This window comes from Actibacterium sp. 188UL27-1, from assembly GCF_016901225.1.
In the GTDB taxonomy this organism is placed as follows: Bacteria; Pseudomonadota; Alphaproteobacteria; order Rhodobacterales; family Rhodobacteraceae; genus 188UL27-1.
The window spans coordinates 42,375-67,987 of sequence record NZ_JAFEUL010000012.1; the positions used below are offsets into that span (position 1 = coordinate 42,375).

General features: G+C 58.8%; 25 protein-coding genes. 9 read left to right on the forward strand and 16 right to left on the reverse strand.

The window, feature by feature from the left end; translation table 11 throughout:
• Positions 1 to 3 precede the first annotated feature (3 nt).
• The gene (locus IU397_RS15360; RefSeq protein ID WP_204415410.1) at positions 4 to 1,146 is read right to left on the reverse strand and encodes an efflux RND transporter periplasmic adaptor subunit; all 1,143 of its coding nucleotides are present in this window, start codon (positions 1,144 to 1,146) and stop codon (positions 4 to 6) included.
• A gap of 59 nt (positions 1,147 to 1,205) precedes the next feature.
• Here IU397_RS15360 and IU397_RS15365 point away from each other — a divergent pair, with 59 nt between their 5' ends.
• Positions 1,206 to 1,835: a TetR/AcrR family transcriptional regulator gene (locus tag IU397_RS15365; RefSeq protein ID WP_239479838.1), complete on the forward strand. Its 630-nt coding sequence runs from the start codon at positions 1,206 to 1,208 to the stop codon at positions 1,833 to 1,835.
• A 31-nt stretch (positions 1,836 to 1,866) separates the two neighbouring features.
• Here the strand turns inward: IU397_RS15365 and IU397_RS15370 are convergent, their stop codons facing one another.
• Both IU397_RS15370 and IU397_RS15375 read right to left on the reverse strand, forming a co-directional pair.
• Positions 1,867 to 2,295, reverse strand: a complete 429-nt coding sequence (locus IU397_RS15370; RefSeq protein WP_204415412.1) for a hypothetical protein — start codon at positions 2,293 to 2,295, stop codon at positions 1,867 to 1,869.
• 53 nt (positions 2,296 to 2,348) lie between these two features.
• A complete protein-coding gene (locus tag IU397_RS15375; RefSeq protein ID WP_204415414.1) occupies positions 2,349 to 3,218 on the reverse strand; it encodes a branched-chain amino acid aminotransferase in 870 nt (289 codons plus the stop codon).
• A gap of 151 nt (positions 3,219 to 3,369) precedes the next feature.
• Here IU397_RS15375 and IU397_RS15380 point away from each other — a divergent pair, with 151 nt between their 5' ends.
• The 6 genes from IU397_RS15380 (at position 3,370) to dxs (ending at position 8,750) form a co-directional block, all read left to right on the forward strand.
• Positions 3,370 to 3,867 carry a MarR family winged helix-turn-helix transcriptional regulator gene (locus tag IU397_RS15380; RefSeq protein WP_204415416.1) on the forward strand — a complete coding sequence of 166 codons (498 nt, stop codon included), beginning with the start codon at positions 3,370 to 3,372 and terminating at the stop codon, positions 3,865 to 3,867.
• A 2-nt stretch (positions 3,868 to 3,869) separates the two neighbouring features.
• Complete coding sequence (locus IU397_RS15385; protein WP_204415418.1) at positions 3,870 to 4,568, forward strand: response regulator; 699 nt, start codon at positions 3,870 to 3,872, stop codon at positions 4,566 to 4,568.
• 206 nt (positions 4,569 to 4,774) lie between these two features.
• The gene (locus IU397_RS15390; RefSeq protein ID WP_204415420.1) at positions 4,775 to 5,710 is read left to right on the forward strand and encodes a histone deacetylase family protein; all 936 of its coding nucleotides are present in this window, start codon (positions 4,775 to 4,777) and stop codon (positions 5,708 to 5,710) included.
• A complete protein-coding gene (locus IU397_RS15395; RefSeq protein WP_204415422.1) occupies positions 5,707 to 5,949 on the forward strand; it encodes an exodeoxyribonuclease VII small subunit in 243 nt (80 codons plus the stop codon). Before IU397_RS15390 ends, IU397_RS15395 begins: the two co-directional genes overlap by 4 nt.
• Positions 5,946 to 6,809, forward strand: coding sequence for a polyprenyl synthetase family protein (locus IU397_RS15400; protein WP_204415424.1), 864 nt, complete (start codon positions 5,946 to 5,948; stop codon positions 6,807 to 6,809). Before IU397_RS15395 ends, IU397_RS15400 begins: the two co-directional genes overlap by 4 nt.
• Positions 6,810 to 6,821: 12 nt before the next feature.
• Positions 6,822 to 8,750 carry a 1-deoxy-D-xylulose-5-phosphate synthase gene (gene dxs, locus IU397_RS15405; protein WP_204415426.1) on the forward strand — a complete coding sequence of 643 codons (1,929 nt, stop codon included), beginning with the start codon at positions 6,822 to 6,824 and terminating at the stop codon, positions 8,748 to 8,750.
• Here dxs and IU397_RS15410 read toward each other — a convergent pair.
• On the reverse strand, positions 8,733 to 9,368 hold the full coding sequence (locus IU397_RS15410; protein ID WP_204415433.1) for an exopolysaccharide biosynthesis protein: 636 nt from the start codon (positions 9,366 to 9,368) through the stop codon (positions 8,733 to 8,735). The two genes, dxs and IU397_RS15410, sit on opposite strands and share 18 nt — an antisense overlap.
• Positions 9,369 to 9,466: 98 nt before the next feature.
• Here IU397_RS15410 and IU397_RS15415 point away from each other — a divergent pair, with 98 nt between their 5' ends.
• A complete protein-coding gene (locus IU397_RS15415) occupies positions 9,467 to 10,159 on the forward strand; it encodes a hypothetical protein (protein ID WP_204415435.1) in 693 nt (230 codons plus the stop codon).
• Here the strand turns inward: IU397_RS15415 and IU397_RS15420 are convergent.
• Positions 10,092 to 10,937 (reverse strand): SDR family oxidoreductase, encoded by an 846-nt coding sequence (locus tag IU397_RS15420; RefSeq protein ID WP_204415437.1) that lies wholly within the window; start codon positions 10,935 to 10,937, stop codon positions 10,092 to 10,094. The two genes, IU397_RS15415 and IU397_RS15420, sit on opposite strands and share 68 nt — an antisense overlap.
• Before the next feature lie 6 nt (positions 10,938 to 10,943).
• Positions 10,944 to 11,705 carry a class II aldolase and adducin N-terminal domain-containing protein gene (locus tag IU397_RS15425; protein ID WP_204415439.1) on the reverse strand — a complete coding sequence of 254 codons (762 nt, stop codon included), beginning with the start codon at positions 11,703 to 11,705 and terminating at the stop codon, positions 10,944 to 10,946.
• 173 nt (positions 11,706 to 11,878) lie between these two features.
• Here IU397_RS15425 and IU397_RS15430 point away from each other — a divergent pair, with 173 nt between their 5' ends.
• The gene (locus IU397_RS15430) at positions 11,879 to 12,145 is read left to right on the forward strand and encodes a hypothetical protein (protein WP_204415441.1); all 267 of its coding nucleotides are present in this window, start codon (positions 11,879 to 11,881) and stop codon (positions 12,143 to 12,145) included.
• Here the strand turns inward: IU397_RS15430 and IU397_RS15435 are convergent.
• The 10 genes from IU397_RS15435 to IU397_RS15480 all read right to left on the reverse strand — a co-directional run bounded on the left by IU397_RS15435 (position 12,142) and on the right by IU397_RS15480 (position 25,235).
• Complete coding sequence (locus tag IU397_RS15435) at positions 12,142 to 13,383, reverse strand: glycosyltransferase family 4 protein (RefSeq protein WP_204415443.1); 1,242 nt, start codon at positions 13,381 to 13,383, stop codon at positions 12,142 to 12,144. The genes IU397_RS15430 and IU397_RS15435 overlap by 4 nt on opposite strands.
• Positions 13,383 to 14,648 carry a nucleotide sugar dehydrogenase gene (locus IU397_RS15440; RefSeq protein ID WP_204415452.1) on the reverse strand — a complete coding sequence of 422 codons (1,266 nt, stop codon included), beginning with the start codon at positions 14,646 to 14,648 and terminating at the stop codon, positions 13,383 to 13,385. Before IU397_RS15440 ends, IU397_RS15435 begins: the two co-directional genes overlap by 1 nt.
• Before the next feature lie 71 nt (positions 14,649 to 14,719).
• Positions 14,720 to 16,132, reverse strand: a complete 1,413-nt coding sequence (locus tag IU397_RS15445; protein ID WP_204415454.1) for a mannose-1-phosphate guanylyltransferase/mannose-6-phosphate isomerase — start codon at positions 16,130 to 16,132, stop codon at positions 14,720 to 14,722.
• A gap of 38 nt (positions 16,133 to 16,170) precedes the next feature.
• Positions 16,171 to 17,571, reverse strand: coding sequence for a rhomboid family intramembrane serine protease (locus IU397_RS23355; RefSeq protein WP_239479839.1), 1,401 nt, complete (start codon positions 17,569 to 17,571; stop codon positions 16,171 to 16,173).
• A gap of 108 nt (positions 17,572 to 17,679) precedes the next feature.
• Complete coding sequence (locus IU397_RS15455) at positions 17,680 to 18,129, reverse strand: HD domain-containing protein (protein WP_204415456.1); 450 nt, start codon at positions 18,127 to 18,129, stop codon at positions 17,680 to 17,682.
• 20 nt (positions 18,130 to 18,149) lie between these two features.
• Positions 18,150 to 19,730 (reverse strand): VPLPA-CTERM-specific exosortase XrtD, encoded by a 1,581-nt coding sequence (gene xrtD, locus IU397_RS15460; protein ID WP_204415458.1) that lies wholly within the window; start codon positions 19,728 to 19,730, stop codon positions 18,150 to 18,152.
• A 117-nt stretch (positions 19,731 to 19,847) separates the two neighbouring features.
• Complete coding sequence (locus IU397_RS15465) at positions 19,848 to 21,239, reverse strand: hypothetical protein (protein WP_204415460.1); 1,392 nt, start codon at positions 21,237 to 21,239, stop codon at positions 19,848 to 19,850.
• A gap of 4 nt (positions 21,240 to 21,243) precedes the next feature.
• Positions 21,244 to 21,840 carry a polysaccharide biosynthesis/export family protein gene (locus IU397_RS15470; RefSeq protein ID WP_204415461.1) on the reverse strand — a complete coding sequence of 199 codons (597 nt, stop codon included), beginning with the start codon at positions 21,838 to 21,840 and terminating at the stop codon, positions 21,244 to 21,246.
• Between the two features lie 129 nt (positions 21,841 to 21,969).
• On the reverse strand, positions 21,970 to 24,423 hold the full coding sequence (locus IU397_RS15475) for a tetratricopeptide repeat protein (RefSeq protein WP_204415463.1): 2,454 nt from the start codon (positions 24,421 to 24,423) through the stop codon (positions 21,970 to 21,972).
• A gap of 125 nt (positions 24,424 to 24,548) precedes the next feature.
• Entirely contained in the window at positions 24,549 to 25,235 is a 687-nt protein-coding gene (locus IU397_RS15480; RefSeq protein WP_204415464.1) for a sugar transferase, read from the reverse strand.
• Positions 25,236 to 25,613: the final 378 nt, after the last annotated feature.

Consider the following 25,613-nt stretch of genomic DNA (forward strand, 5'->3'; position numbering starts at 1 on the left):
CGATCAGACCTCCCCTGCGATGCGGACCGTCTGGCCGGGTGTGACGCGGTGCGGCCCGCTGTCGAGCAAACGATCCCCCGGCGCAAAGCTGCCGCGGACAAAGGCGCGATCCGCCTCGGTATGCAGGATCTCAACCGCAGCGGGCCGAACAATGTTGTCATCGCCAACGGTCAGCACGGTCCACAAACCCTGGGTCCCTTCGCGCATGGCCCGGGTCGGCACCCAGGCCCCTTTCGCGGAAACCTGACTGTCGAATTGCACCGTCACGATCTGGCCGTAGGCCGGGCGATCAAGGTCTGAAAGGTTCAATATCGCCGTGCGGGTGCGGGTCTGCGGATCAACATCCGGGCGCAAAGTGCGCAGGGTCGCGGTGTGCGGCACACCCTGCAATACGACCGTGAACGTGTCGCCTGGTTGCGCATTGATGGAAAGCGGAAGGCCAACGCGCACCCTGGGATCCTGCGTTTGCAGCAACGTGGCAATCGATTGAGCCGGGTTGACGGTGGCACCGATATCCACCCCTCGTGCCGCAATCCGCCCATCGAACGGCGCGGTGAGTGTCGATTTTTCGATCTGGATGCGCGTCCGGGCCATGGCGGCCTTGGTTTCTGCCAGACGCGCAGTCAACTCATCCCGAGTGGCAATGGCCTGGTCGAAGGCTTCGGTTGCGGTGAACCCGTCCCTTTTCAACTGTTCACGCCGTTCGACCGACATCTGGGCAAAAGACAGTTGAGCAGAGAGAGCGTCGCTGGAAGCTTGCAACCGCTCCAACTCATTCGCAAGCAGGGCGGTGTCGAGTTTGGCAATTATATCGCCTTTGGCAACATCGCTGCCTTCATCGATCAGGACATCGGAGACGAGGCCTGCAAATTCAAAGGCCAGATCAGTGCTTTGCGCCGTTTCCACCTGGCCGATAAAGCGCCGGGTCACGGTGTAGCTGTCGGTAAAGGTCACGGGGCTGACCGAAACCGGGATCGGCTTGGCGGTGCCTTCGGGTTTGGCCGCCGTGGCCCTTGCCTGCAACAGGTCGGCCCCCACCGTCACGGCAAACCCCGCACCCAGGAGCGTAACCCCAGTGACCGTGACAATTGCGATGCGCCGGATAGCGCGCCTTAGAAATCCGGGACGTTCTGCGGTATCAGCCATGGCACCTCTCCTCGGCTATGTTAGAAACTCTAACTTTGACAAGAGGTACGGAGGCCCCCATGTATCGGATCATGGAAAAGACGGAAAAATCGAAAAAGCGCGAAAGCTATCATCACGGTGATTTGCGTGCGCAATTGATCGAGGCAACGCGGGTTCTGGTCGAGGATAAGGGGCCCGATCATTTCTCAGTATCGGAGGCGTGTCGGGAGGCTGGTGTGTCGACGGCCGCTCCCTATCGCCATTTCAAGCACAAAGACGAGATGCTGTTGGCGGTCACCAAAGAGGGTATGGATCGCAAATATCAGCGCATGGTCGCCGCGGTGGAGCAGCACCCCGAAGGCAGCCTGGAGCGGATTGTAGCATTGGGGCAGGTCTATGTCGGTTTTGCCCGGGACGAGCCTGGTGTGTTCCGACTGATCTTTGGCAATACGCGCGACCACAAGATGCATGAGGGCCTGATGGAAGATGGCCCGCGGCATTACGGCTTTGTCGAAGGTGAGGTCGCGGCGTTTCTGGGCCGGGGCGGCGTGGATGAAGATGCCAAGGAACGGGCCTTTATGCTGTGGACCTTTGTCCATGGCCTGTCCTTTCTGCTGATTGATGAAAAGGTCTCTTCCACGGATCACAGCTTTGACCTGGACCGGCTGTTGCTGCAGGTGGCGCGCCGGGTGATGATCGACAGCGCCTAAACCAGCTGTCCGGTTCGGCAACGCGCAGCTCCTAGAGCCCGTTTGCCTCCTGCTGCATCCAGTAGGCTTGCGTCGCTGCATGTATGCCTGCCGACGCATTGCGGGCGGCAAATGGACCAACCTCGGTCGCGCCGACGCGGTAGGTGATTGTCATTTCATCCAGGCCGCTTTGGCGACGCACCTCAACCGGGACATCGAGCCCCCTCCCCTTGAACGCGGCCTTGATCGTCCGCGCGTAGTCTGGGACCCGGGAGAGGGATGTCTGGTCATCGGGCACATCCACATAGGCTCGCAGCCGGGGCCGACCGGATTGCGACACTTCCAAACGGTCGACCGTGATGCCGAGGGGGCGAAAGCTGTAATCCTGTGTCAGGACAAAAATACTGAGCGCAATGGTCGCCGGTGTGGCGACAATCACTGTGATGATCGTGAGGAGGGAAAGCCCGTCGCGTTCTGCCATATGCCTGCTCCAGCTATTAAGAGCAGTCTTAGGCCGAAAGGCTATACATCCCCTTAATCGCGCACGAGTTTTTCATATCCATCAGCAATGTCGCGGGTCAGGGTGCCGACCTCGAAGTTGTAATCGCCGATCTGGCCCACCGGAGTCACCTCCGCTGCGGTGCCGGTGAGCCAGCATTGCTGGAAATCCTCCATCTCGCCGGGGTCGATATGGCGCTCGACAACTTTGATCTGGCGGTCGCGCAGCATGCCGATGACGGTCTGGCGGGTAATGCCGTTGAGGAAGCAATCGGGGGTGGGGGTGTGGACCTCACCATCCTTGACAAAAAAGACGTTGGCGCCCGTGGCTTCGGCGACATAACCGCGATAGTCGAACATCATTGCGTCGGAACATCCCTTGGCCTCTGCCGCGTGCTTGGACATGGTGCAGATCATGTAAAGACCGGCGGCCTTGGCGTGGCTTGGGATCGTCTCGGGACTGGGGCGTTTCCATTTCGAGATATCGAGCTTGGCGCCCCTGGTCTTGGCATCGCCGTAATAGGCGCCCCACTCCCATGCGGCGATGGCAAGGCGCACCGGATTACGGGCAGAGGCGACACCCATATCCTTACCCGCACCGCGCCATGCAACGGCGCGGACATAGGCGTCAGACAGGCCGGATTGCTTGAGCGTGGCCTCTTTCGCGGCCTCGATTTCGTCAACCGTGTAGGGGATGTCAAAGTCGATCATCTCGGCTGATTTTTTCAATCGCTCCGAATGTTCACGGCTTTTGAAGATTGTGCCGTTATAGGCGCGCTCGCCCTCGAACACGGAGGAAGCATAGTGCATGGCATGGGTCAGAACGTGGACGTTGGCATCGCGCCACGGCACCATTTTGCCGTCCATCCAGATCTGACCGTCGCGGTCATCATATGCGCCTGCCATCGTCGAACCCTCCGCAGATTTCCAAATATTGCGCAATATAGGTCCGGTGCGGACATTTAGTTGCGCAGAAAGTGAGGATCGCTACCAATTGATTCTGGTAAAGTCAACAACGCTGACTTAAAAATACGAGAAACATAAAACGAGGGATGCCATGGCGGACGGGCCCGGTGGCGAGACATTACTGTTTCTGACGGACGAACATCTGCGCAAGGGTATTGAAGCGATGTTCTTTGCTTATCGCGGGTTCACCGCCGACCCGGATCGTATACTAGAGGATTATGGATACGGGCGCGCGCATCACCGGGCTATCCACTTCATCCACCGCACGCCGGGCACCACGGTGAATAACCTGTTATCCATCCTTGGGGTTACCAAACAGTCACTGAACCGGGTGTTGCGCACGTTGATCGAAGACGAGTTGGTGGAAAGCCGGGTGGGGCAGCGGGACCGGCGGGAGCGCCATTTGCACCTGACCCCAAAGGGTGAAGCCCTGGAACAGGCCCTGTCCGACGCGCAACGCGCCCGCATGCGGCTGGCCTTTCGCAGCGCGGGGCCCGAAGCTGTGGCCGGGTTTCGCACTGTTTTGGAAGCTATGATGGACCCCGATCTTCGACGGCACTATCAAAGCGTCGTGGAGAGAGGACAGTAACCATGGATGTCGATGCCCATTTGCTGATCGTTGATGACGACGAACGGATCCGCCAGCTTTTGCAGAAGTTCCTGATGCGTCACGGTTTTATCGTAAGCGCGGCGCGCGACGCGGCCCATGCCAGGCGGCTGCTGAGTGGGCTAGAATTTGATATGATCGTGCTGGATGTGATGATGCCCGGGGAGAATGGGGTGGAGTTGACGCAGGCGCTGCTGGAAACGCTGACCACCCCCATCCTGTTGTTGACAGCCAAGGGCGAGACCGAGGACCGTATTGCGGGCCTTGAGGCCGGGGCGGATGACTATCTGATCAAGCCGTTCGAACCCAAGGAACTGCTGTTGCGGATCAACGCGATCCTGCGCCGGATGCCCGCGGAGATCACGCCGGAAGATCGGCCCAAGGTATTGAATTTGGGGCCAATTCGCTATGACATTGACCGGGGCGAGATGTGGCGCGGCGAGAACCTGGTACGCCTGACCGCGACCGAAACGCAATTGATGCGGATCTTTTCCGGCTCCCCGGGGGAGGCGGTGAGCCGGTCGAAACTGGTGGAGGATCTGGGTCGTGATGGCGGGCAAGCGCAGGAGCGGGCGGTCGACGTGCAGATTACCCGACTGCGCCGCAAGATCGAGAGTGACCCCAAACAGCCCCGTTATTTGCAGACGGTGCGCGGGGCGGGATATATGCTGGCCCCCGACTGACCGATCTGCGCCCGGTGTTTGGCGAGATATGCAACACATTGGGCAGGAAAGCCAGTTTTATCCCGTTACATCAGGGATTTACTAAATGCACAAAGCGTGCACATCCCATGCACAAACCATACATACGATCTGCACAGCTTTCGGGCTGACACCGTGCATCGGATTGGCTATCCAAGTTGAACGGTGGAATGCAATAAGGGCGCGGCATGGCAACGGCTTTGTACTGGCACGATGATTGTCTGAACCACGTGACACCGCAGGGGCACCCTGAGCGGGTGGCGCGGCTGGAGGCCATTCGGGAGGCTCTGTCTGATCCAACCTTTGACGCGCTGGACCGGCGGGAGGCTCCGATTGTGGACCGGGCTGAGTTGCTGCGCGTTCATCCCGAACACCATGTTGCGGCGATTGAGGCGGCAGCGCCTCAGGCGCATGGCGTGTCGCTGGATGCTGATACCCATATGTCGCCGGGATCACTGGTAGCAGCCCAGCGCGCGGCGGGAGCCTGCGTGGCGGCGGTTGATGCGGTGATGGCGGGTGCGGTTGCGAATGCGTTTGCCGCTGTTCGGCCGCCCGGGCACCATGCGGAAAATGCAACGCCCATGGGGTTTTGCCTGTTCGGCAGTATCGCAGTGGCTGCAAAGCGGGCGCTCGATCACCACGGGCTATCCCGCGTGGCGATAATGGATTTCGACGTGCATCACGGCAATGGCACGCAGGACCTTATGTGGGATGAGGCGCGTTGCCTTTTCGCCTCGACCCACCAGATGCCGCTTTACCCTGGCTCTGGCGCCCCGAGTGAGACGGGCGCACATGGCAATGTGATCAACGCGCCCCTGGCGCCGCATACGAATGGAGCGGATTTCCGCAAGCTGATGGAGCGAGAGGTTTTGCCTGCCCTGGATCAGTTCGCGCCGGAGATGGTGCTGATCTCTGCCGGGTTTGACGCCCATCGGGATGACCCGCTGGCAAACCTGAATTGGGAAGCGGCGGATTTTGCCTGGGTCACCGGGACCTTGTGCGATCTGGCGGACAAACATGCCGGGGGTCGCGTGGTTTCGACCCTTGAAGGGGGATACGATCTGGGCGGGCTGGCTGACAGCATCGCCGCCCATGTGAAAGTTTTGATGGAGCGCGGCGCATGACCGACACACCTGTGAATGAGATGAGCTTTGAACAGGCGATGGCCGAGTTGGAGAAGGTCGTGGGACAGTTGGAGGCAGGCGACGTGCCGCTGGAAGCCTCGATTGAACTTTATGAACGGGGATCGGCTTTGAAAAAACGCTGCGAGGCGCAGTTGAAAGCGGCGGAGGAAAAGGTCGCTGCGATCACCTTGGACGGCGATGGGCAAGCCACGGGCACCAAACCGGTCGAGGGTCTGTGAGCTTTCCGCAAGCTTTAACGGCAGCGGCGGACCGGGTGCAATCGGCCCTTGAGGCTGAGCTTGCAAGTGATGCCGACGCACCGGTGATCCATGCGATGCGATATGCCCTGGGTGGCGGCAAGGGGTTGCGCGGGTTTCTGGTGCTGGAGGGCGCAGCCCTGCACGGCGTTACGGCGGACCAAGCAGTGGCGGCCGCAGCGGCGGTTGAGGCGGTTCACGCCTATTCGTTGGTGCACGACGATTTGCCTGCGATGGATGATGACGACCTGCGGCGGGGGCAACCGACCGTCCATGTGAAATGGGACGATGCGACGGCGATTTTGGCAGGGGATGCCCTGCAATCGCTTGCCTTTGAGATGTTGGCGCGCGGCGATGACACGGGCGTGGCGATGGCTCTATCGGGCAGCTTGGCAAAGGCGGCGGGCGCGCGCGGCATGGTTCTGGGCCAGGCCTTGGACATTGCGGCGGAAACGGCAGAGGCGCCTCTGGATCTGGCGCAGATCACGCGGTTGCAAGCCCATAAGACCGGTGCGCTGATCGAATGGGCAGGCGTTGCGGGTGCTGTTTTGGGGCGGGCTGACCCTGCGCCGCTGCGGCTTTATGCGCAGACCCTTGGCCTCGCCTTCCAGATCGCAGATGACATATTGGATGTTGAAGGTGATGCGAAAACCGCCGGAAAACGTCTGCAAAAGGATGCAGGCGCCGGGAAGGCAACGTTTGTGTCCCTCATGGGGTTGGAGCCTGCCCGGGCGAAAGCGCAAGCTTTGGCGCATGAGGCTTGCGATGCCCTAGCACCCTATGGTGCAGCGGCCGATACCCTGCGCGACGCGGCGCGCTTTGTGATCACCCGCGACCGGTAAGGACTGGACGACATGACGACCGACAGACCCAAGACCCCGCTTTTGGATAAGATCCATTCCCCCAAAGACATGAAAGGCCTGGGTGACCGCGATCTGGAGCGGCTGACGCAAGAGCTGCGATCTGAGACGATCAGCGCCGTCTCTGTCACGGGCGGGCACCTCGGCGCGGGGCTGGGTGTGGTGGAACTGACGGTGGCATTGCATGCCGTGTTCGACACTCCGCGGGATCGGCTGATCTGGGATGTGAGCCATCAGTGCTATCCCCACAAGATCCTGACCGGGCGGCGCGACCGGATTCGCACCCTGCGCATGAAGGACGGTCTCAGCGGGTTCACCAAACGCTCGGAAAGCCCATACGATCCGTTTGGGGCGGCCCATAGCAGCACCTCGATCAGTGCCGCGCTTGGCTTTGCCGTGGCGCGGGATCTGGGTGGCAAGACCGATGAGGGGATCGGCGATTGCATTGCCGTGATCGGCGATGGTGCAATCAGTGCCGGCATGGCCTATGAGGCGATGAACAATGCCGGGCACCTGGGCAAGCGGCTGATCGTGATCTTGAACGACAATGAGATGTCGATTGCCCCGCCCGTGGGCGCGATGTCGTCTTACCTGAGCCGTCTTTATGCCGGTGCCCCGTTTCAGGAGTTGAAGGCCGCCGCCAAGGGTGCCGTCAGCCTGCTGCCGCAGCCGTTCCAAGATGGGGCCAAGCGCGCCAAGGAGATGCTGAAGGGCATGACCGTGGGCGGGACGCTGTTTGAGGAGCTGGGCTTTTCGTATCTGGGCCCGATCGACGGCCATGACCTTGAGCAGCTGCTGAGCGTGCTCCGCACCGTGAAGGCGCGGGCAGATGGGCCGATCCTGATCCATGCGATCACGCAGAAGGGCAAGGGATATGCGCCCGCCGAAGCGGCACGGGATAAGGGGCACGGCGTGTCCAAGTTCGACGTGGTGACAGGGGAGCAGAAGAAGTCCCCCTCCAACGCGCCGTCCTATACCAAGGTTTTCGCCGAGAGCCTGTTGCAGGAGGCCGCCGACGATCCGCGTATCACCGCCGTCACGGCGGCGATGCCTGACGGGACGGGGCTAAAGCTGTTCCATGACCGCTATCCTAGCCGGTGCTTCGACGTAGGCATTGCCGAGCAACATGCGGTGACCTTTGCCGCGGGTCAGGCGGCGGGCGGACTGAAGCCGTTCTGCGCTATCTATTCGACCTTCCTGCAGCGCGGTTATGATCAGATCGTCCACGATGTTGCGTTGCAGCGGCTGCCCGTGCGGTTTGCAATTGACCGGGCCGGGCTGGTCGGGGCGGACGGGGCAACCCATGCCGGTGCATTCGATATTGGATTTCTGTCCAACCTGCCCGGTATGGTGGTCATGGCCGCTGCAGATGAAGCCGAGTTGAAGCATATGGTCGCCACCGCCGTGGCCCATGAGTACGGCCCGATTGCCTTTCGCTTTCCCCGTGGCGAGGGGGTGGGCTGCGAGATGCCGGAACGAGGCGAGGTGCTGCCGATCGGCAAAGGCCGGATCATCGCGGATGGCGCGGGCGTGGCGCTGCTGTCCTTTGGCACGCGGCTGTCCGAAGTGCAAAAGGCGGCGGAGGCTTTGGCCACACGCGGTATCAAGCCGACGATTGCAGATGCGCGATTTGCCAAGCCGTTAGACACTGAGATGATCCTGGATCTCGCCGCGCGACATGATGCGCTGATCACCATCGAGGAAGGCGCAGTCGGGGGCTTTGGCAGCCATGTGGCCCATTTTCTGGCGGAGGAAGGCGTATTTGATACAGGCCTCAAATACCGCTCAATGGTGCTGCCTGACATCTTTATCGATCAGGCCAACCCTGCTGACATGTATGCCGTCGCCGCCATGAATGCCGAACATATCGAGGCGAAGGTGTTGGAAGTCTCGGGCGTCGAGGTGTTAACCAAACGTGCTTGACAGGAATGTGAGCAGTGCCGTGGCGACGCCGGCAAAGATCCCGTAACCCAACAGCACAAAGACACCATCCCGTGCAAGCAGGCCAAAGGCCATGAACGCGATGGAAAGGGCTGCGACGGAACTGAGCAGCGGAATGATCTCCATCGGTGGGATTGCGATACAGATGAGTGCCGTTAACAGAAACGGGATCCAGGATAGAGGGCCAGATATCAGCACATTCAACCGCTTGCGGCTGAACCGATCAACCCAGCGGACAGGTTCATCCATGGTATCGAGCACCTGATTGAACCGCCGCGTTGGCACCCCGCGGCGCAGCAACATCGACGGCAGCCACAGATCCCGGCGACGGACGAGAGCCTGCGCCGAAATCAGCAGCATTATCAGTGCAAGAATGGTGGGCACCCCGAAAATGCCGGACAGGGGCGTTATCAAGATCAGCGCAGGCACTAACAAGGCGGGCGCATAGGATGCGCCACCGATGGTTTCGAATACATCTGCTACGGTCACGACCTCTTCGTCGCCGGCGTCGCGCAAGTCGTCAATGATTTGCGGCAGCGGCCCTTCGGATTCGGGCAGGAGTTCAGCAGATGACGCTAACGGCTTTGGCGGCTCTTCCATGGAGGTGAAACGCAGGACACGCCATTTTGTTCAAATTTATCTGGCACCAGAGCGGATCAGGCTCAAAATGTTGATCAGTAACGAGGAGACAGCATGCGATGGACCCCTTTTTCCGCCCGGTTTTAGTATATCGTTGGATCGTGTTTCTGCTGGCGGCGAGCTTTGCCGTCTATCAGATTTTCACCGCCAGTTATGACGGCGCTGGCGGGCCATTTCGCTATCTGACAAATTGGGCCTTGTTGCTGTCATTCTATTCTGCCTCGCGCATGCTGGCCGTGTCGGAGGGGCGGATCACCCGGCCGCATCTGGTGACGGCCAGTGTCACAGCGGTCCTGAACGCAATGGTGGTGATCCGGTATTGGCGGCTTTACCTGCAGGATCCATCTTTGGTGAGCGGCAGTCGAGAGATTGACTGGGTTCTTGATTATTACCTGCATCTCGTCGGGCCGTTGCTACAATTGATTGATGCGATGATCATCGCCCGCGCGTTTCGGCGACATGTGCCCGCCCTAGGCGCGCTGCTGGCGTTGGTTTTGGCCTATGCTGCCTGGGCCGAGCTGTTTGTGGGGCCGCTGAACCGCACACCCATTGGCAGTGTCACCAGTGGCCTTCCCTATCCGTTTCTGAACGATATGGAGGCGCAGGCACGCGCGATTTTCTATTGCATTAATCTGGCGGTTGCATGGATTTTATACGTGATCTTTGCCGTGTTGGCGGCTGGAGTCAGGCGGTTGTCTCGGCCGCCAATAAAGCCTTCAGACCCGCCCGGTAGTCCGGATAGTGCAAGGTGACACCAAGTTCATCTTTGATCCGGTTGCTTCGGACGCGGCGGCTTTCGGCGTAAAAACTGCGGGCCATAGGGGTCATCTCTGCCGTCTCAAAGTCTTCCTCAGGCGGCAGTGGCAGGCCAAGGAGTTCTGCAGCATAGCCCAGCACATCTTCGGGCGGGGCGGGTTCATCATCGCAGACATTGTAGATGCGACCGGGGTTCGGGGCGGCGATAGAGGCCGCCACGGTCTGGGCGATGTCATCCACGTGGATGCGGCCAAAGACCTGGTTTGGTTTAATGATCCGCCGGGCCGTCCCGTTGCGTACCTTAGCAAAAGGGCCCCTGCCCGGCCCGTAAATACCTGCCAAACGAAAGATGTGCGCGCCGTGATCCAGCCATTGCTGTTCGGCCCGCGCCCGCCATTTGCCGCGGGTATTGCCGGGGGTGCAGGGCGTATCCTCGTCAACCCAGCCGCCCTGGTGGTCGCCATAGACGCCAGTGGTGGACAGATAGCCGATCCAGCCCGGTTTCCGCGTTTTGAGCGCATCGAAAATGAGCGGCAGGAACGGATCGCCGTTTTCGTCAGGGCTGGCAGAGATCAAAAGATGCGTGGCCCGAGCAAGGTCGGCAGTCAGATTATCACCGGGGACGGTCCGAGGGTCGACGCCGGTTGCGCGCAATGTCTTGGCCTTTTCCGCGGAACGGGTCGTGCCGATAATCGTCCAGCCGCGAGACAGAAGGAGTGTCGCCAACGCCTTGGCCGAGTAGCCATGCCCGAGGGACAGGAGCGTGCCGGTCATCCAGGGCTATTGCGCATAGTTCGCGCCTTCGGCATCCAGGATCAGTTTAAGCTCGGACAGATGTTTGTCGGCCTGGCCGGGATAATCCTCAACCTCCTGAGCGGTCTTTTCTGCGATATCCTTGGGGATCAGACGGAGGCGCTGGCCGGTTTGGAGGGCGCGGATATAGGTTTCTGCCGCGCGTTCGAAATAGTAGAGGCGATTGAACGTGTCAGCGACCGTGTCACCGATCACCATTACGCCGTGATTGCCCATGATCAGGATCTTTTTCTTTGGGTCGTTCAGGAGCGCCGCGCACCGCTCCCCCTCCTCCTCGAAGGCGAGGCCGCCATAATCTTCATCGATGACGGTCCGGTCGTAGAACGTGGCGCAGTTCTGATCGATGGGCGGCAGGCGGCTATCCTCAAGAGAGGCCAGGACGGTGGCAAAGATCGAATGCACATGCATGGCACAGCGCGCATGGGGGCAGTGGCGGTGGATCGCACCGTGCAGGCCCCAGGCGGTGGGGTCGGGCGCGTTGGGCCCTTCGAGGGTTTCGGGATCCTCAGCATCGATCAGCAGCATGTCCGAGGCCCGGATGCGTGCGAAATGCATCTGGTTGGGGTTCATCAGGAACTTGGTGCCGGTGTCATTGACGGCGAGGCTGAAGTGGTTCGCCACGGCCTCGTGCATGTTCAGCCGGGCCGTCCAGCGGAAGGCTGCGGCCAGGTCCACGCGGTCGGACCAATGGCTGATGTTGGGCAGGTTGCTGAACAGAACAGATGACATATCACCCCCGATTTTTAAGGATCGTATCGTGTTTTGGGGGCGGGGTGAAACGGAATTCGGTGTTGCGCGCTGACGGGACCAGCGTACGGCATGGTAAGCCGATGGGTAAGAATTGCGCCTAGAACGTGCCCCACGCAACCGGGTGCCCCCCGGCCCATGTTCAGGAGTTTCCGATGACCGCAACCGACAAATTCCAAGGCTTTGCAACGAGCCCGACCTCTCCCGCCGAGCGGATCGAGGCGATTGTCCCCAATGACGCGAACGATCTGGCCTATGTGACCCGCGCGCTGAATGTGTCGGGCAGTGGCACGATGCGCGTGACGACCGCAACCGGTGATATCGGTGACGTTTACGTGGCCGCCGGATCGATGTTCCCGATCCGGGTCTGCAAGGTCTGGGCATCTGGCACCACGGCCACGGGGATCCGCGGGCTGTCCTAGGAGGCGGCCCGCTGATAGGCCTTGACCAGGGTGTCAACCTGGTGGTCCCAGTTCAGCTCAGCCTCGACCCGCGCGCGCCCGAACTGACCCATCTGGGCGCACTTGTCAGGGTCTTCCAGCAGTTGGGCGATCTTGTCGGCCATATCTTTGGTGTCGTTGGGCACCGCATAAAGCGAGGCATCCTGGGCCGAGAACCGCCCCTCGGCCACCTCGAACTGCACGATAGGCTTTGAAAACGCCATATATTCCAAGATCTTGTTCATCGTGGATTTGTCGTTCATCGGATTGACGCGATCCGGATTGACGCAGACATCCGCGGTGGACAGCACCTCGAACAGGTCCTGATCCGGGGCGCGACCGGTGAAGGTCACATGGTCCTGCAGGCCCATATCAGCAGCTATTTCTTGCAGATCGGCGAGCGCCGGGCCGCCCCCCACCAAGACGAACTGTACGTCGATGCCGCGGGTGTGGACCATGTCTTTGGCACTTTCCAGCAGCAGGTCGAGACCCTCCTGCTCTCCCATAACACCGACATAGCCGACCATGTATTTGCGCCCATTGCGCCAGGTGTCATTCGACGGCAGGACGTGCAGGCGGGTGAGATCGGGGCCGGAGCGGACGACGAACACATCCTCGGGCTTTTTGCCACCGCGGGTCATGGCGATGTCGCGGTAAGAATTGTTGGTCGAGATCACAACTTTGGCCGATTTGAAGGTTAGCTTTTCGAACAGGACCATCAGCTTCCAGAAAAAACCACGCTTGTTGAATTTGGCCTCGTAAAGCTCCGGGTTGATGTCGTGGTGATCGAAAATGTAGCACTTGCCGAAAAGCTTGAACGGCAGGGCCACCAAAAAGATTAGATCGGGCGGGTTGCACCCTTGGATCGTATCAAAGCCGTGCTTGCGGGCGATTTTTATGGCAAGGCGCATCTCGTGCCACAATGCCGCGCCGTATTCCGCCAGATAGCCCACGGCGCCGGAGGCATCCAGCGGCAGTCTGTGGCGGTAGATATGGACGTCGTCGATTTCCTCATACGCCTTTTCATAGCCCTTGCCGGTCGGGCAGATGACGCAGACCTGGGCGCCCGCCGCTGTCAGCGTGCGGCATTCGTGCCAGACCCGGCGGTCAAAGGGCAGCGGCAGATTTTCAACGATGATCAGGACCTTGCGCCCCGCCAGCGGTTGAGCGGCGCGGATCGCATCCATACGGGGGGTCTGGGCTTCGGTGACGGCATCCATCAGGGCAATGTCCCCAGATCGCGGATGAGCGAGGCATCTGACAGGTCCAACTCTTTCACCGTCGCATTGGTGGCGATGATGCGGGCGTAGCTGCGGGTTTGCGCGGTTTCGCGGTCAACCAAGATACGTTCGAGCGTGGGCAATTGGCTGAACGCGTAGCCCAGATTGGCTCCGACGAGCATATCGGCGGCGATGGCGGGGTCAAAGATATCGAGCTTGAACCCGGCGGCTAGCAGCTTGCGCGCTAGGTCCACGTTTGGGCTTTCGCGCAGATCGTCGGTACCCGCCTTGAATGCCAGACCAGCCATGAGAATCGCGTCACCTTCGGCGAGACCTTCGCTGGCATAGGCGTAAAGCGCGTGTTTGTGCGCCTCGTTCGAGCGGATGAGGCTATCGACCAGATGCAGGTTCGATCCCGTATCGGAGCCGATATATTGCAAAGCGCGCACATCTTTGGGCAGGCAAGAGCCGCCAAACGCGCCACCGGGCCTGGTGTAATAGGGTGAGATGTTCAGCTTGGTGTCACTGACAAAGATCTGGTGAACCTGCGTGGCGGAGATACCGGTTTGCAGACAGACGCGCCCGATTTCGTTGGCGAAGGCCACCTTGACGGCATGCCAGGTGTTGTCGACGAACTTCGTCACCTCGGCCTCCCGGTAGCCCACATGGAAGGTGGGTGCCTCGATATTGGCGTTGAGCGTTTCCATCGCGGGGTTGGGCTGACCATCCGCAGTACCGATCACGATCTTGGGTGGCTCGAAGTAATCCTGCACGGCAGAGCCTTCCCGCAGGAATTCGGGGTTATAGACAATGGCAATCCGGTCATCCGTGCTGTCGCCCAGAACAGAGCGGAAAATCGGCATGATCAGCTCTTCGATCGTGCCGGGTCGAATGGTGGAGCGATAGGCGATGGTCAGTTTGCCGGTACCTTCGGCATGGGCGAGTGCGATCTGACGGCTGACATCCGCGATATAGGCCATGTTGTGGGAGCCATCGGCAGCCGACGGCGTGCCAACGCAGACAATCGCCAAATCCGCGCCGTCCAGATATCCACCGATCTGGGTGTCAGCAATGAACAGGCCCTTGGCGCGCGCCACGGTCAGCATATCAAACACTTTGGGCTCAACGATGGGAGCCTCACCCGCATTGATCGCATCAACCTTTTTCTGGCTGACATCGATACCGATGACCTGGTGCCCTTCGGACGAGATACAACAGCCCGCCGTAAAGCCCACATAACCCAGACCAAAAATAATAACCTTCATAGAATTCTTCGCCTTCCTATGCGGATCGTCGGCTGGGCCTTACCGCATCGTGTCTGGGTGTTCAAAGGGGACTAGCCGCGATTGTAGACATCTTCGTAGCGGACAATGTCATCTTCGCCCAGATAAGTGCCGGTTTGCACCTCGATCAGGTACATTGGAACCCGGCCTGGGTTCGCCATGCGGTGGACCGCACCCAGGGGGATGTAGACGGATTCGTTTTCCGTGAGCAGTTTCTTATCATCGCCCACCGTGACCTCGGCTGTCCCACCGACGACAATCCAGTGCTCGGACCGGTGGACATGGCTTTGCAGCGACAAGATCCCACCCGGTTTAACCATGATCCGCTTCACCTGAAAGCGTTGACCCAGACACAGCGTCTCGTACCAGCCCCAGGGGCGGTGGAAGCGCGGGTAGTGCTCAGCCTGTTCGATCTGCGCCTCTTTCAGGAGGGACACGGCCTTTTTGACGTCTTGCGATTTGGTCATGTCGGCCACCAGAACGGCGTCGCGCATGGCCACGGCGACGATATTGCTGAGGCCGACGCCTACAAGATGCAGGCTGTCTTCTTCCGAGCGGAGGAAGGTGTTTTCACATTCTACCGCCGTCGCCGCGCCCTGGGTCACAATGCCTTGGGCATCTGGAGCAGAAGCAGACCAAAGCGCATCCCAACTGCCCAAATCGGACCAGCCGCTGTTCAGGGGGACGGTGGCGATATTATCTGCCTTTTCCATCACGGCATAATCAATGCTGTCGGACGGAGCCTTGGCATAGGCGTCTTCGCCCAGACGGAAAAAACCCAGATCCTCCGCCCCGGTTTTCACCGCCTCTCGAACGGGAGCCAGCATGTCAGGCGCATGGGTTTCATAGGCCGCGGTGATGTCGCACACCCGGAAAAGGAACAAGCCCGCATTCCATAGGTGTTTGCCGCCATCCAGAAAGGTCTGAGCCGTGGCGACATCGGGTTTTTCGGTGAAGCTGACCAAGGGATGCGCTGCAAGGCCGTCCGGCTGTGTGGCGAGTTCCAGATAACCGTAGCCGGTTTCAGGGCGGTCTGGCATGACACCCAGCGTGACCAGCTTGCCGTCCGCGGCTGCAGTCGCCGCCACCCGCACCGTATCGAGGAAGGTATCGACACCGGCAATGATATGATCAGAGGGGGCCACCAGCATCAGCGCGTCGGGTTCTTCCTCCAGCAGCAGCGCCGCTGCGAGAATCGCCGGGGCGGTGTTGCGCAAGGCCGGTTCAATGACAACGCGGGCATCCGCCAGACCGATCTGTTCGCATTGTTCGGTCGCGATAAAGCGGAAATCAGCGTTGGTCATGACCAACGGTGCGCCAAAATCCGGACCTGTCAGACGCTTCAAAGTGACTTGAAATAAGGTCTCATCACCGAAGAAGCCGGTGAACTGCTTGGGGTAGGACCGGCGGGAACTGGGCCAAAGGCGGGTGCCGGAACCACCACAAAGGATAACGGGGTAGATCATGCAAACCTCTTGGCTGACCGGTCGAATTCGATCTGCGCTTAGCCTGTCTGCGCGGCGATTTCCACCGTACTTGTGACCTGAAGAAACTCAGGTGGGCCATTGCCTAAAACAACAGCGGTCAACGGCCTGCCGCGATACGCACCGGTATCAATTGCGATATGACCTGGGGTGATCCGCGGTTCGGCAACGATAGTATGTCCATGGATCACCCAAGTCCCGTCGCTGCGCGGTGTCTGATTGCGCGTCGGACGGGCCCAAAGGAGCACCTCGTCGCTTTGCGCGGACATTGGCTTGTCTGGTTGGGTGAGGGCATGAACCACAATCACATCGCCGCTTTGCCACCATAACGGGCGCGCCGCCAGCCACGCTTCCAAATTAGGGGGCATCGCCTTTCGCAGGTTTTCTGCGACCATCTGGTGCCGGGCCGCCGCGTTGGGCCCCTGGGGCGCTGTGGTCAGGCCAAAGCTGAACAAGGTGTCTTGTCCACCGGCGCCAATCCAACCCGCGGCGCGTTGATCCGGATTTTGCAAAAACCGCAGCATCATCAGGTCATGGTTGCCCATCAGGCAGGTGACGTACGGTTCGTTATCCAATGCCATGAGACGGTTCAAAACCGCGGCACTGTCAGGGCCGCGATCGACATAATCGCCGACAAAGACCAGATCGGCGGGGCGACCCTGGCGATGTGTGTCTATCTTGCTCAACAATGCTTCCAAGGCGCGCAAACACCCGTGGATATCCCCAATTATGTAGGTGAGCCGATCGGGACGGGGCGTTGTAGGCGGATCTTCATGGGGCCGTTCTGGCGCATCAAGAAGATAGCCCGAAACGCAACCGATAAGGAAACCACCCAGATGGGTTTGCCAGGCCAGTTGCCCATCCAGCGCCCAATACATGACGAGGTTGATCACGATCAAATAGATCAGAAGCCGCCACATCTGGCGCAGGTTGCCTTCATGCAGGTCACGGTCCAGCCAAAGCCAGACCACCATGGCGCCAGCCAACCCGAAAAGCGCGCCCGAGGCACCGACCATCAGGCGCAAGGACTCCGAGAGCAAGCCATAGGCCACCGCGCCGCCCAGCAAACTGCCAACGTACAATAACGCCAGACCGCGCCCGCCGATCCGGTCAACGACGATGTGACCTAGGGACCAAAGCGTGGCCATATTAACGGCCATGTGCAGCGGCCCGCCATGCAGAAACCCATAGGTCAGGAACATCAACCATGGTTGCGCCGGATAGTTTGGCCGCCAGTTCTGGAGCAATTGCGGACGGAAGGCACCGTTATCGTAGGCGGTTTGACGCAAACGCGGAATGTTGAGCACACCATAGTCTGCGGCCAAAAAGGAAATTTCCACCCCGGTGCATATGGCGATGATTGCGAGGATCAACCAAAGGCCAAACCGGTCAGATCCGGGATCAAAGGCGGCAGAGTTCATTCCCTGTCATCCCCCAGACCGGGCAAAGGCTCAACTGGAAATCGGTTTGGCGTCGCGCGCATTGCGCGAACCCACCGTGACAAACGAGGCGCGACCGCCATACATGGGTTAGCTTTGCGCGGTTAAAACCGCGAGGGTCTTGTCGTATTTGGTTTGAAGCCTGTCTCTGGTGGCGGGGTCGGATAGCAAGTGCAACCGCGAGCGGTTGTGTCGGACATCAGCAAGTTTCACTTGGCGCGCGATCTCATTCCGCAAGACACGGGGCAGATAGCCGTCATCGTAGCTTTCGTCCGGTCGCTTGGTCATACAATCGACCGCATCGGCAACGGCCACGCCAAAGAGATCTGCGATGTCCTTCAGGCTCACAACATCACGGTCATCGCAGTCTTCGATACTGTCATGGAGAAGTGCTGTGATCTGATAAACCTCTCCAAGGTGTCGAACTGCCTCTGCCACGGCCTCAACGTGTTTGAGATAGTCAACACCAAGCTTATCGACCTGCCCGCGATGTGCGTCGCGAGCGAGGTGCAATGCCCGGTCAATCTGGCTTTCACCCATGAAAAGCGCCCTACAGGATCTTAGTTAGGCATAAAGCGTGGCAGTTTAGGCAAAGCCGATGCCATGAACCGCTGCATTCTCGCCTCTGCCTGTTCCTCGGTCTCACCACGCGCGATCGGCGTCACAAAGCGCACAAGTGATCCGTCCGTGCGGCCAATGGACAAGCTGTCATAAACCACGCTGAACTTGGCAGCGAAATCATTGGTCATCCGTTTGCCGCGCTGTTCAAACCAGTAATAGACCAGCTGGCGGGACAGTCCCTTTTCGATGATAGCGCGATTGACCTCGAACTCGCCATAGACCGTATCGGTGAAGCTGACCTTGTGCTCATCCAGATTATAAACCTCCCAACCGCCGACGGGCAGGCAAACCTCAGGAGAGTGGATACCAGAACCGTCGGTCTGGTTATGATAATATGCGATGAACATGTTCACACCAGCCGGCTCTCCCGCGGTGGAGAATGTGGCGTTCAGGTAGTCATCGGCAGCCAGTGTCGCCTCTACCGCCGGATCAAGTGAGCTGCGGACCGACGCCCAACCGTCAATCGTGTTCGGGAACAAGACGAATGGATCGCGGTCCAAATTGGTGACCTGCGTGTTTGGCCGCGCCACCATCCAGACCGCCGTTACGGCGATGGTCAGCACACATGCCGTGATCATCGCGCGGGACACCCGGATGGCACCGATCCGCCCCATAATGGGACCAAAGCCCTGGAAATCCAGATCAATGGCCTGCGACAATGGCAAGGGGTTAGGGGTCAGCCGCTGCAGGACGATCGCCATCAGAAACAGGATGCCGATACAGGCGAGGAAGATGATCCAGCCTTCGAAGAAATGCATGAAGCCTTCGGCATGTTCGATCCCATAGGAATTCACAACAACCCCGACAACGCCGATGCGGAAGGAATTCATGAACACCGTCAGCGGTGCCGCTGACAGCAAAAGGATCGCCTTGTGCCAGATCGGGCCTCGATAAAGGATCGAAACAAGATAGCTGAAGCTGAGGATCGGGAACAGGTAGCGCAGGCCAGAGCAGGCTTCGGCGACCTGCAGCTTGAACACACCCAGATCGATGATGTTCCCTTCCAAGAAGACCGACACACCGGCCATCTTGACGAACCATACCCCAAGCTCAGATGAGACACCTTGTAGGAAAATCGTCATCTGCCAATACAGAAACTGCGGCAGCGGCAGCATGAAGATCAGGTGCAGCACAGGTGCCCAGTGGGTGATGCCGCGTCTCCAGCCAAAGACGGTCAAGACCACCCCGCCGGTCCAAAGGATAAAGGCATATGTCACGATATCCGGGATCCGGGCGATATTGCCCAGGATCGCGATCGTAAGGGAGATCATGATGAGCAGAACGCCAGGCGTGCGGTCCGTCACATCGTATGAGGGGGTCGGTGATCTTCGCAACTCTCGGATAAAGAGATAGAGGGAGATCAGGGGGATCAGCGGGCCGTGGCTGTATTCCGGCGTGGCCCAAGCCTCTACCAGTGAAACAAACCCGATCCAAAAGATCGGCACGGATGCGACCAGCAACAATGAAAACCAGAACAACCCCAGCGGGTTGAGCGTACGAACGGCCGTCGTAGTGTTCATTCCTGTCGTATCCCGATCTGTTTTGCGGATATAGGTCGATTCTGCTCAGGTCGGCATAGAGCAAAACCCATAAAAATTCGACCCGTTACCTAGATCACATGCGCGTCATAGAAGGCGCTAGGGTCGCAGGGAAAAGCTACGATTGATGGTCGCGAATAAGGTATTTCTGCGTCGCCCATCACCATCGTTCGTCTCGGTCAACCCGTATTCATACCCGGTCCGCAATTGCCAATCATGCGTCAGATCCCGTGTGTAGGTCACACCAAGATTTGTACGGCTACGATCCGTACCATCGTCGCCTTGAGCATCGCTTTCAGTAAGCGACAGATCCAGTTCCAGACCGGAGACGCGATCGATCTCGTGCCGGTAATTTGCGGAAAGACGCGTGTTGATAAAGGAGTCGCCATCGGTGTCCGTGTTCGCGTTCTGACTGAACCGTATCCGGTAGGAGCCACGTTTCAGATCACCGGAATAGGTCAGCGCCAGCAAGGGGTCGAAACCATTGCCGTTGGTTTGCGTGGCACCAACTGAAAAACTCAACTCACCCCGTTTCAATTCCAGATCACGGGCAACACGGATCGTTTGCCGCCGCCCATTCCGGATCAGGGTGTTCGAAAACGTCGCGCTGATCTGTCCATTTGGCCGATCATGCTCAATACCGAAATTGAAGGATGGGCCCTCATCGACATCGGTGGACCGGCCACCTGCCTCGTCCTGTTCCGTCTCGATCCGGACCGCGGACAGCCCGGCATTCACGCGGGTGGCGCGGGATATTTCGTAAACGAGGTTTGCACCATAGCTGGTGGTTTCCTGCTCTGTCTCAACATCGTCATCTTCGATGAGTTGGGATTGAGATGCGGTGAGCCGCAAGGTTGCAGATGGCGTTATCAGCAAGCGGAGCCCCGCATCGATCGAGAAAAACTCCGTATCTGTCAGTTCGTCGCTGGTCACGCCGTTGAAATTGCGGGTCCGGTAACGCAGATCAACATCCGTGCCCCAAGGGCCCTGTGGATTGGTCTCGAACGAAAAACGCAGATCGGTATCTACGCGTGTTCCATCATCTTCGATCAGATCCTCGTTCTCGAACTCATCCTCCACCACGCGCGACCGGCTGACATCGGTTTCGCGGTAAGTGCCCAGGAACGAGAAATTGGCATTCGCGCCCTCGCGGCGATAGGCCAGCGTCGCGAACGGATCTTCGAACACTGAAGTCGTCGTATCGTCCTGTGCGAAATACCCCGCCTCAAACCGGCCGCCGAAGGTCAACGCCAGATCGGATACCTTGGTTTGGCTGCGAGCACCGAAGGTGAGATTTGTGCGCGAAAGGGTCGAGCGTCCATTTGGATCTGCCACGTTTTCCAGGTTGTCGCTGGTCACGATCCCCGTGGACAGGTCGAGCGTGTATTCGATACCCGGAGGAGGCTGCCGCTCCTGCGCGACAACCCCACCCACGGATCCGATCACAATAGCTAGGCCCAGCGTTTTTCGGCGGGCATCTCTCAGCCTCATGGCGTCACTCGAACAGGCGGCGTTCGGGCACCAATATGACGTCGCCATCATGCAGCACAACATCACGGATAAGCCGAGCACCGCGCGATAGGGCGTTATAATTCACTTTGACCAACTTCTCGGTATGGCCAACGCGCCGACGGATCTGAACCCGCTTGGTGGCGGCAAACTTGGTAAATCCGCCACTGGTCGACAGGAACTGGAGGATCGTCAAACCGGGTTCAACCTGTTTGGGGCCGGGGCTTGAAACCTCTCCCAGCAGGTAGATGGTCATGGTTTCCAAATCAGGTTCCGCGTCGAGTAGCCGATCGTTGATACGGCTGACGGCGACAAACACGGTTGGTGGGTTGGCAAAGTTTGGCGCCAAACGGCTGGTAATGGCACGGCGCACCTGCTCAACCGTTCTGCCGTTTACATTTACGGTGCCCGCCAATGGAAAACTGATCTGGCCATCCGGTGTTACCAGCACGTTCCTGTTAAGACTGTTATCTTCAACGACTTCGATTTGCAGGCTGTCGCCCGGTTGGATGCCGTAGCTTCCCTGCGCCGTCGCTGCCGTGGCGAAGAACAATGAAAGAAGCAAAAAGCCAAGATACCGCATTTTCGATCTGCACCTGGAAATCATTTCTGGTCAAATCTGGAATAAGCGATTGGGGCAGGCCAGAGAAGGACCTGCACCATGTTTTGGTCTGAATTGGCGCAGGTCGTTAATATCCGTCGTTTTTTCGCATCACTCAGACGGTGTGGTGGGGGCCGTTTCGGCGGATCCCAGCCGATCCAACTGCTCCCGCGCATCCTCGAACGCGGCCCGGGGGTCATCCCCAGCAAGGTCCAGCGCCTGTTCCAGAAGCGGTTTGGCCTTAGCCGGTTGGTTCAAGGCGATATAGACCTTGGCTAAGTGGTATTGGACTGTCGGATCTTGCGGCAGACCTTCTGCGGCAGGTTCCAGATGGCGCAAGGCCTCCTCATAGTCGCCCCGCAGATAAGAGATCCAACCATAGGTGTCTTGGAAGGGTGCAAAATCGCTGTCGCGCAAACGCCGTGCGACGCGGTAGGCACGGTCAAGGCTCTCTGGATCATCGCGCAGCGTCGACAGCAAGCTGGCCAGGTTGTTGGCAATCACGCTGGTTGCAGTGTTCTGGTCGTAAAGTGCTTCATAGATCTCTAGCGCGCCTTCCTGATCTCCGCTTTGCTCAAGGCTACTGGCCAGCATCCATTGCAGGTTGGGTGATGCCGTCGTCGCCTCGATCCCCTCCCGCAATGTGGTGAGGGCTTCGTCTGACTGGCCTTGGGCATTCAAAGCGCGGACAAGCTCAATCCAGATACGCTCAGCATCGGAATTTTCGGCAAGGAGGGTGCGATACCCCTCGATCGCCTTGTCGGCCTCGCCCTGCAACCCCCACACAACGGAACGAAGGAAGCGCAGGCCGCGATCATCGGGCCGAGTTACCATGAGGGTTTCGATATGGGCCGCCGCGACATCCGTATCCCCATTGCGCAGGTGGAGATGCAACACACCTAGGTCCGCACCTAGATTGCCGCCATCCTCTTGCGAGAGTTCATCGAGGAACGAAAACACCTCTTCCTCGCGATCTTGTGCCGTCAAAACAGCAAGCTGCAATTGATCGGCAACCCTGCGTCCCATTTCGCTATCCAAGCGGCGCAGCGATCGCACGACCTGCTCTGCCCGGGGCCAATCCTGCAGCGCCACGTAGACGCCCCCAAGTTCGCGCAGCAATTCGGGATGACCCGGCGTGATGCGCAACGCATTGACCAAAGCCGCCTCTGCCGGGCGCAACCGGTTCTCCGCCAACAGGAACTGCGTGTAGATCAGGGCCGTTTGCGGGGCGTTGTTCGAAGCATCCACGGCAGACGCCAAGACCTCCCCCGCCAATTCCCGGTTGCCGTTGCGCACATGGGCTTGTGCCATCAGCGTCATCAATGTGTGATCATTGGGATCCTGGTCGAGCGCCCGGCGCAAATCGACGATGGCCTGGTCCGCCTGATCATCTTCGATCAGCCAGGCTGCACGCACCTTGAGCGCTTCGACCAATTGACTGTCTTCGGTCAAAACCTTCTCGACAACTTCCCGGGCGCCAACATGGTTGCCGGTGTCGTCCAGCATCTGCGCCAGCAGAACACGCAATTCGCGGGTTTGGTCGTTCGATTCAGCGCCATCCAGGATCTCTTCCAGTTCGACCAGCGCCTTTTGCTTGAACCCATCTTCGAAATTCATGCGGGCGCGCATGGACCGAAAGAGCTGATCATTGGTCCCTTCATCGATCAATTCGTCAAGCAACGCGCGCGCCTCATCACGACCGCGGATCTGTTCCATGAAACGAACCAGCGTGACTCGCTCTTCATCACCCGATGTATCGGTCGCAATCTGATCGCGCAGAAATTTCTCCGCCGACTCCTTGTCACCGCGAGACAAGTAAAACCGGATGAGGGTTTGGCGGATCCCGTTGTCATTGTCGAATTTGCCCAGCATGTCGCGCAGCAGGGCCTCGACTTTGTCATCTTCGCCGCGCCGGGCCAGCAATTCCAGCTTGATGCGATAGAATGCGCGGTTGTTGTCTTCAACTGCGAGGGCGGCATCAAGCTCCTCAAGTGCCGCGACCTCTTCCCCATCCCGGATCAAGGAGTTGATGACGATGCCACGGGCAATCATGCTATCCGGCAACTGTTCGGTGAGCGCCTTGGCTGTCTGTGCAACCTCGCGCCGTGTCCCGGGTTGCTCTTCCAAAACGGCATTTCTGTAGTTCACAGCCGCCTGGACGACCTGCAAGCCCGGATCGTCGGAATTGGTTCGCTGTGCCTCCTTCAGATACCGTTCGGCATCAGGATAGCGGTTAAATTCCAACGACAGCTCGGCCAAGGCAAGATAAGCATCCCACGCGTCGGGATGCTGCTCCACCAGCCGCAGATACTGCGAGAACGCCTCGTTCTTTTCGCCACGCTGCCGAACGGTAAGCGCATATAAAGAACGTGCTTCGCGGTGGAATCCGTTGAGTTTGAAAACATTGCGAAGCTCGACCAATGCGCGGTCAACATCGCCTTCGGCAATTAATTCAAGGCTTCGTTGGTAATGCCCTTCGGCACGCTCTTCAGATGTCTGACAACCTGCAAGGCCCAGACATAAAAGCATGGCAAATAACAGGCGAGAGGGGGTAATAGACGGCATCCAAATTCTCCAAGGTTGCCGCTTACTATAGCGGCGAGACTGGCCTGACCAGTCTCACCAACAGGACTGTGATCAGATCAATGCTCGCCGAAGCAAATAGCTGTGAAATGTGATCGAAGGCTAAATTAGTAGCCCGTACCGCGCGCAACAACGCTCACCGTACGATACAAAATCGCGACATCGGTCGAGAACGACATCTGGTCGGCATACTTTGTATCAAACCGGGCGCGACCGCTGAATTCACAGTTGTTCCGCGCAGAGATCTGCCAAAGCCCAGTAATACCAGGCCGGACGCTGTAATAGGCGGCACCCGGATACAACTTTTGCTGGTTGCACATCATGGGACGTGGTCCGACCAACGACATGTCGCCGGTCAAGACGTTCCACAACTGTGGCAACTCATCCAAAGATGTCTTGCGAAGGATGCGCCCAATATTGGTGATCCGAGGGTCATTCTTGAGCTTTTGGCTCCGCTGCCATTCCGCGCGAGCGTCAGCATCATGGGCCAGATGATTTGCCAATTGCGTATCGGCGTCATGGACCATCGTCCGCAATTTCCAGATCTTGAAGACGCGGCCGAAACGTCCCACACGTTGCTGCCGATAGAAGGGCGAATTGCCATCCCGTGCTATCAATAGCGCCATGATTGCAACAAGCGGCACAACCAACGGTGCCGCCAGCAGGATTAACGCGATATCCAACGCGCGCTTCATCCCGTTGCGGTAGTATCCCTGCCGGCGTTGCACCGGAAAGACCTGAGCGGCCAACACTGGCTCGCCCTGATCAGCAACAGTTGCGAAATGTGCAGTCATTTTATTCCTTACACCTATCGGCTAGGACCATGCGGTCGGGTGTGTGCATAACTGTGCGCTTCGGACCCATCATTTACTTCTCTGGGGTACAAATACCCGCTTACTGCTAAGGACTTAATGTAAAGTTTAGACAAAGAGAAGGCGGTGTCGCCGAAAGATCACCCATGGTTAACTCACTGTTTAAATTCAATTTTCACCAAAAACACCTCAGCCGCTGCCCAATTATGCCGCATTGTTGGGCATTTTCCGCGCAGTGTTATCCCCAGTGGTAGCGGATATCGGCTCATTGTTAAGGGGTTCATTCCGGTGTTCTTCCCCATTGCGCCTGAATTCCTAGCGATTTGCGGAAAGGCTGTGCTGCACTTTGTGTTGAATTCG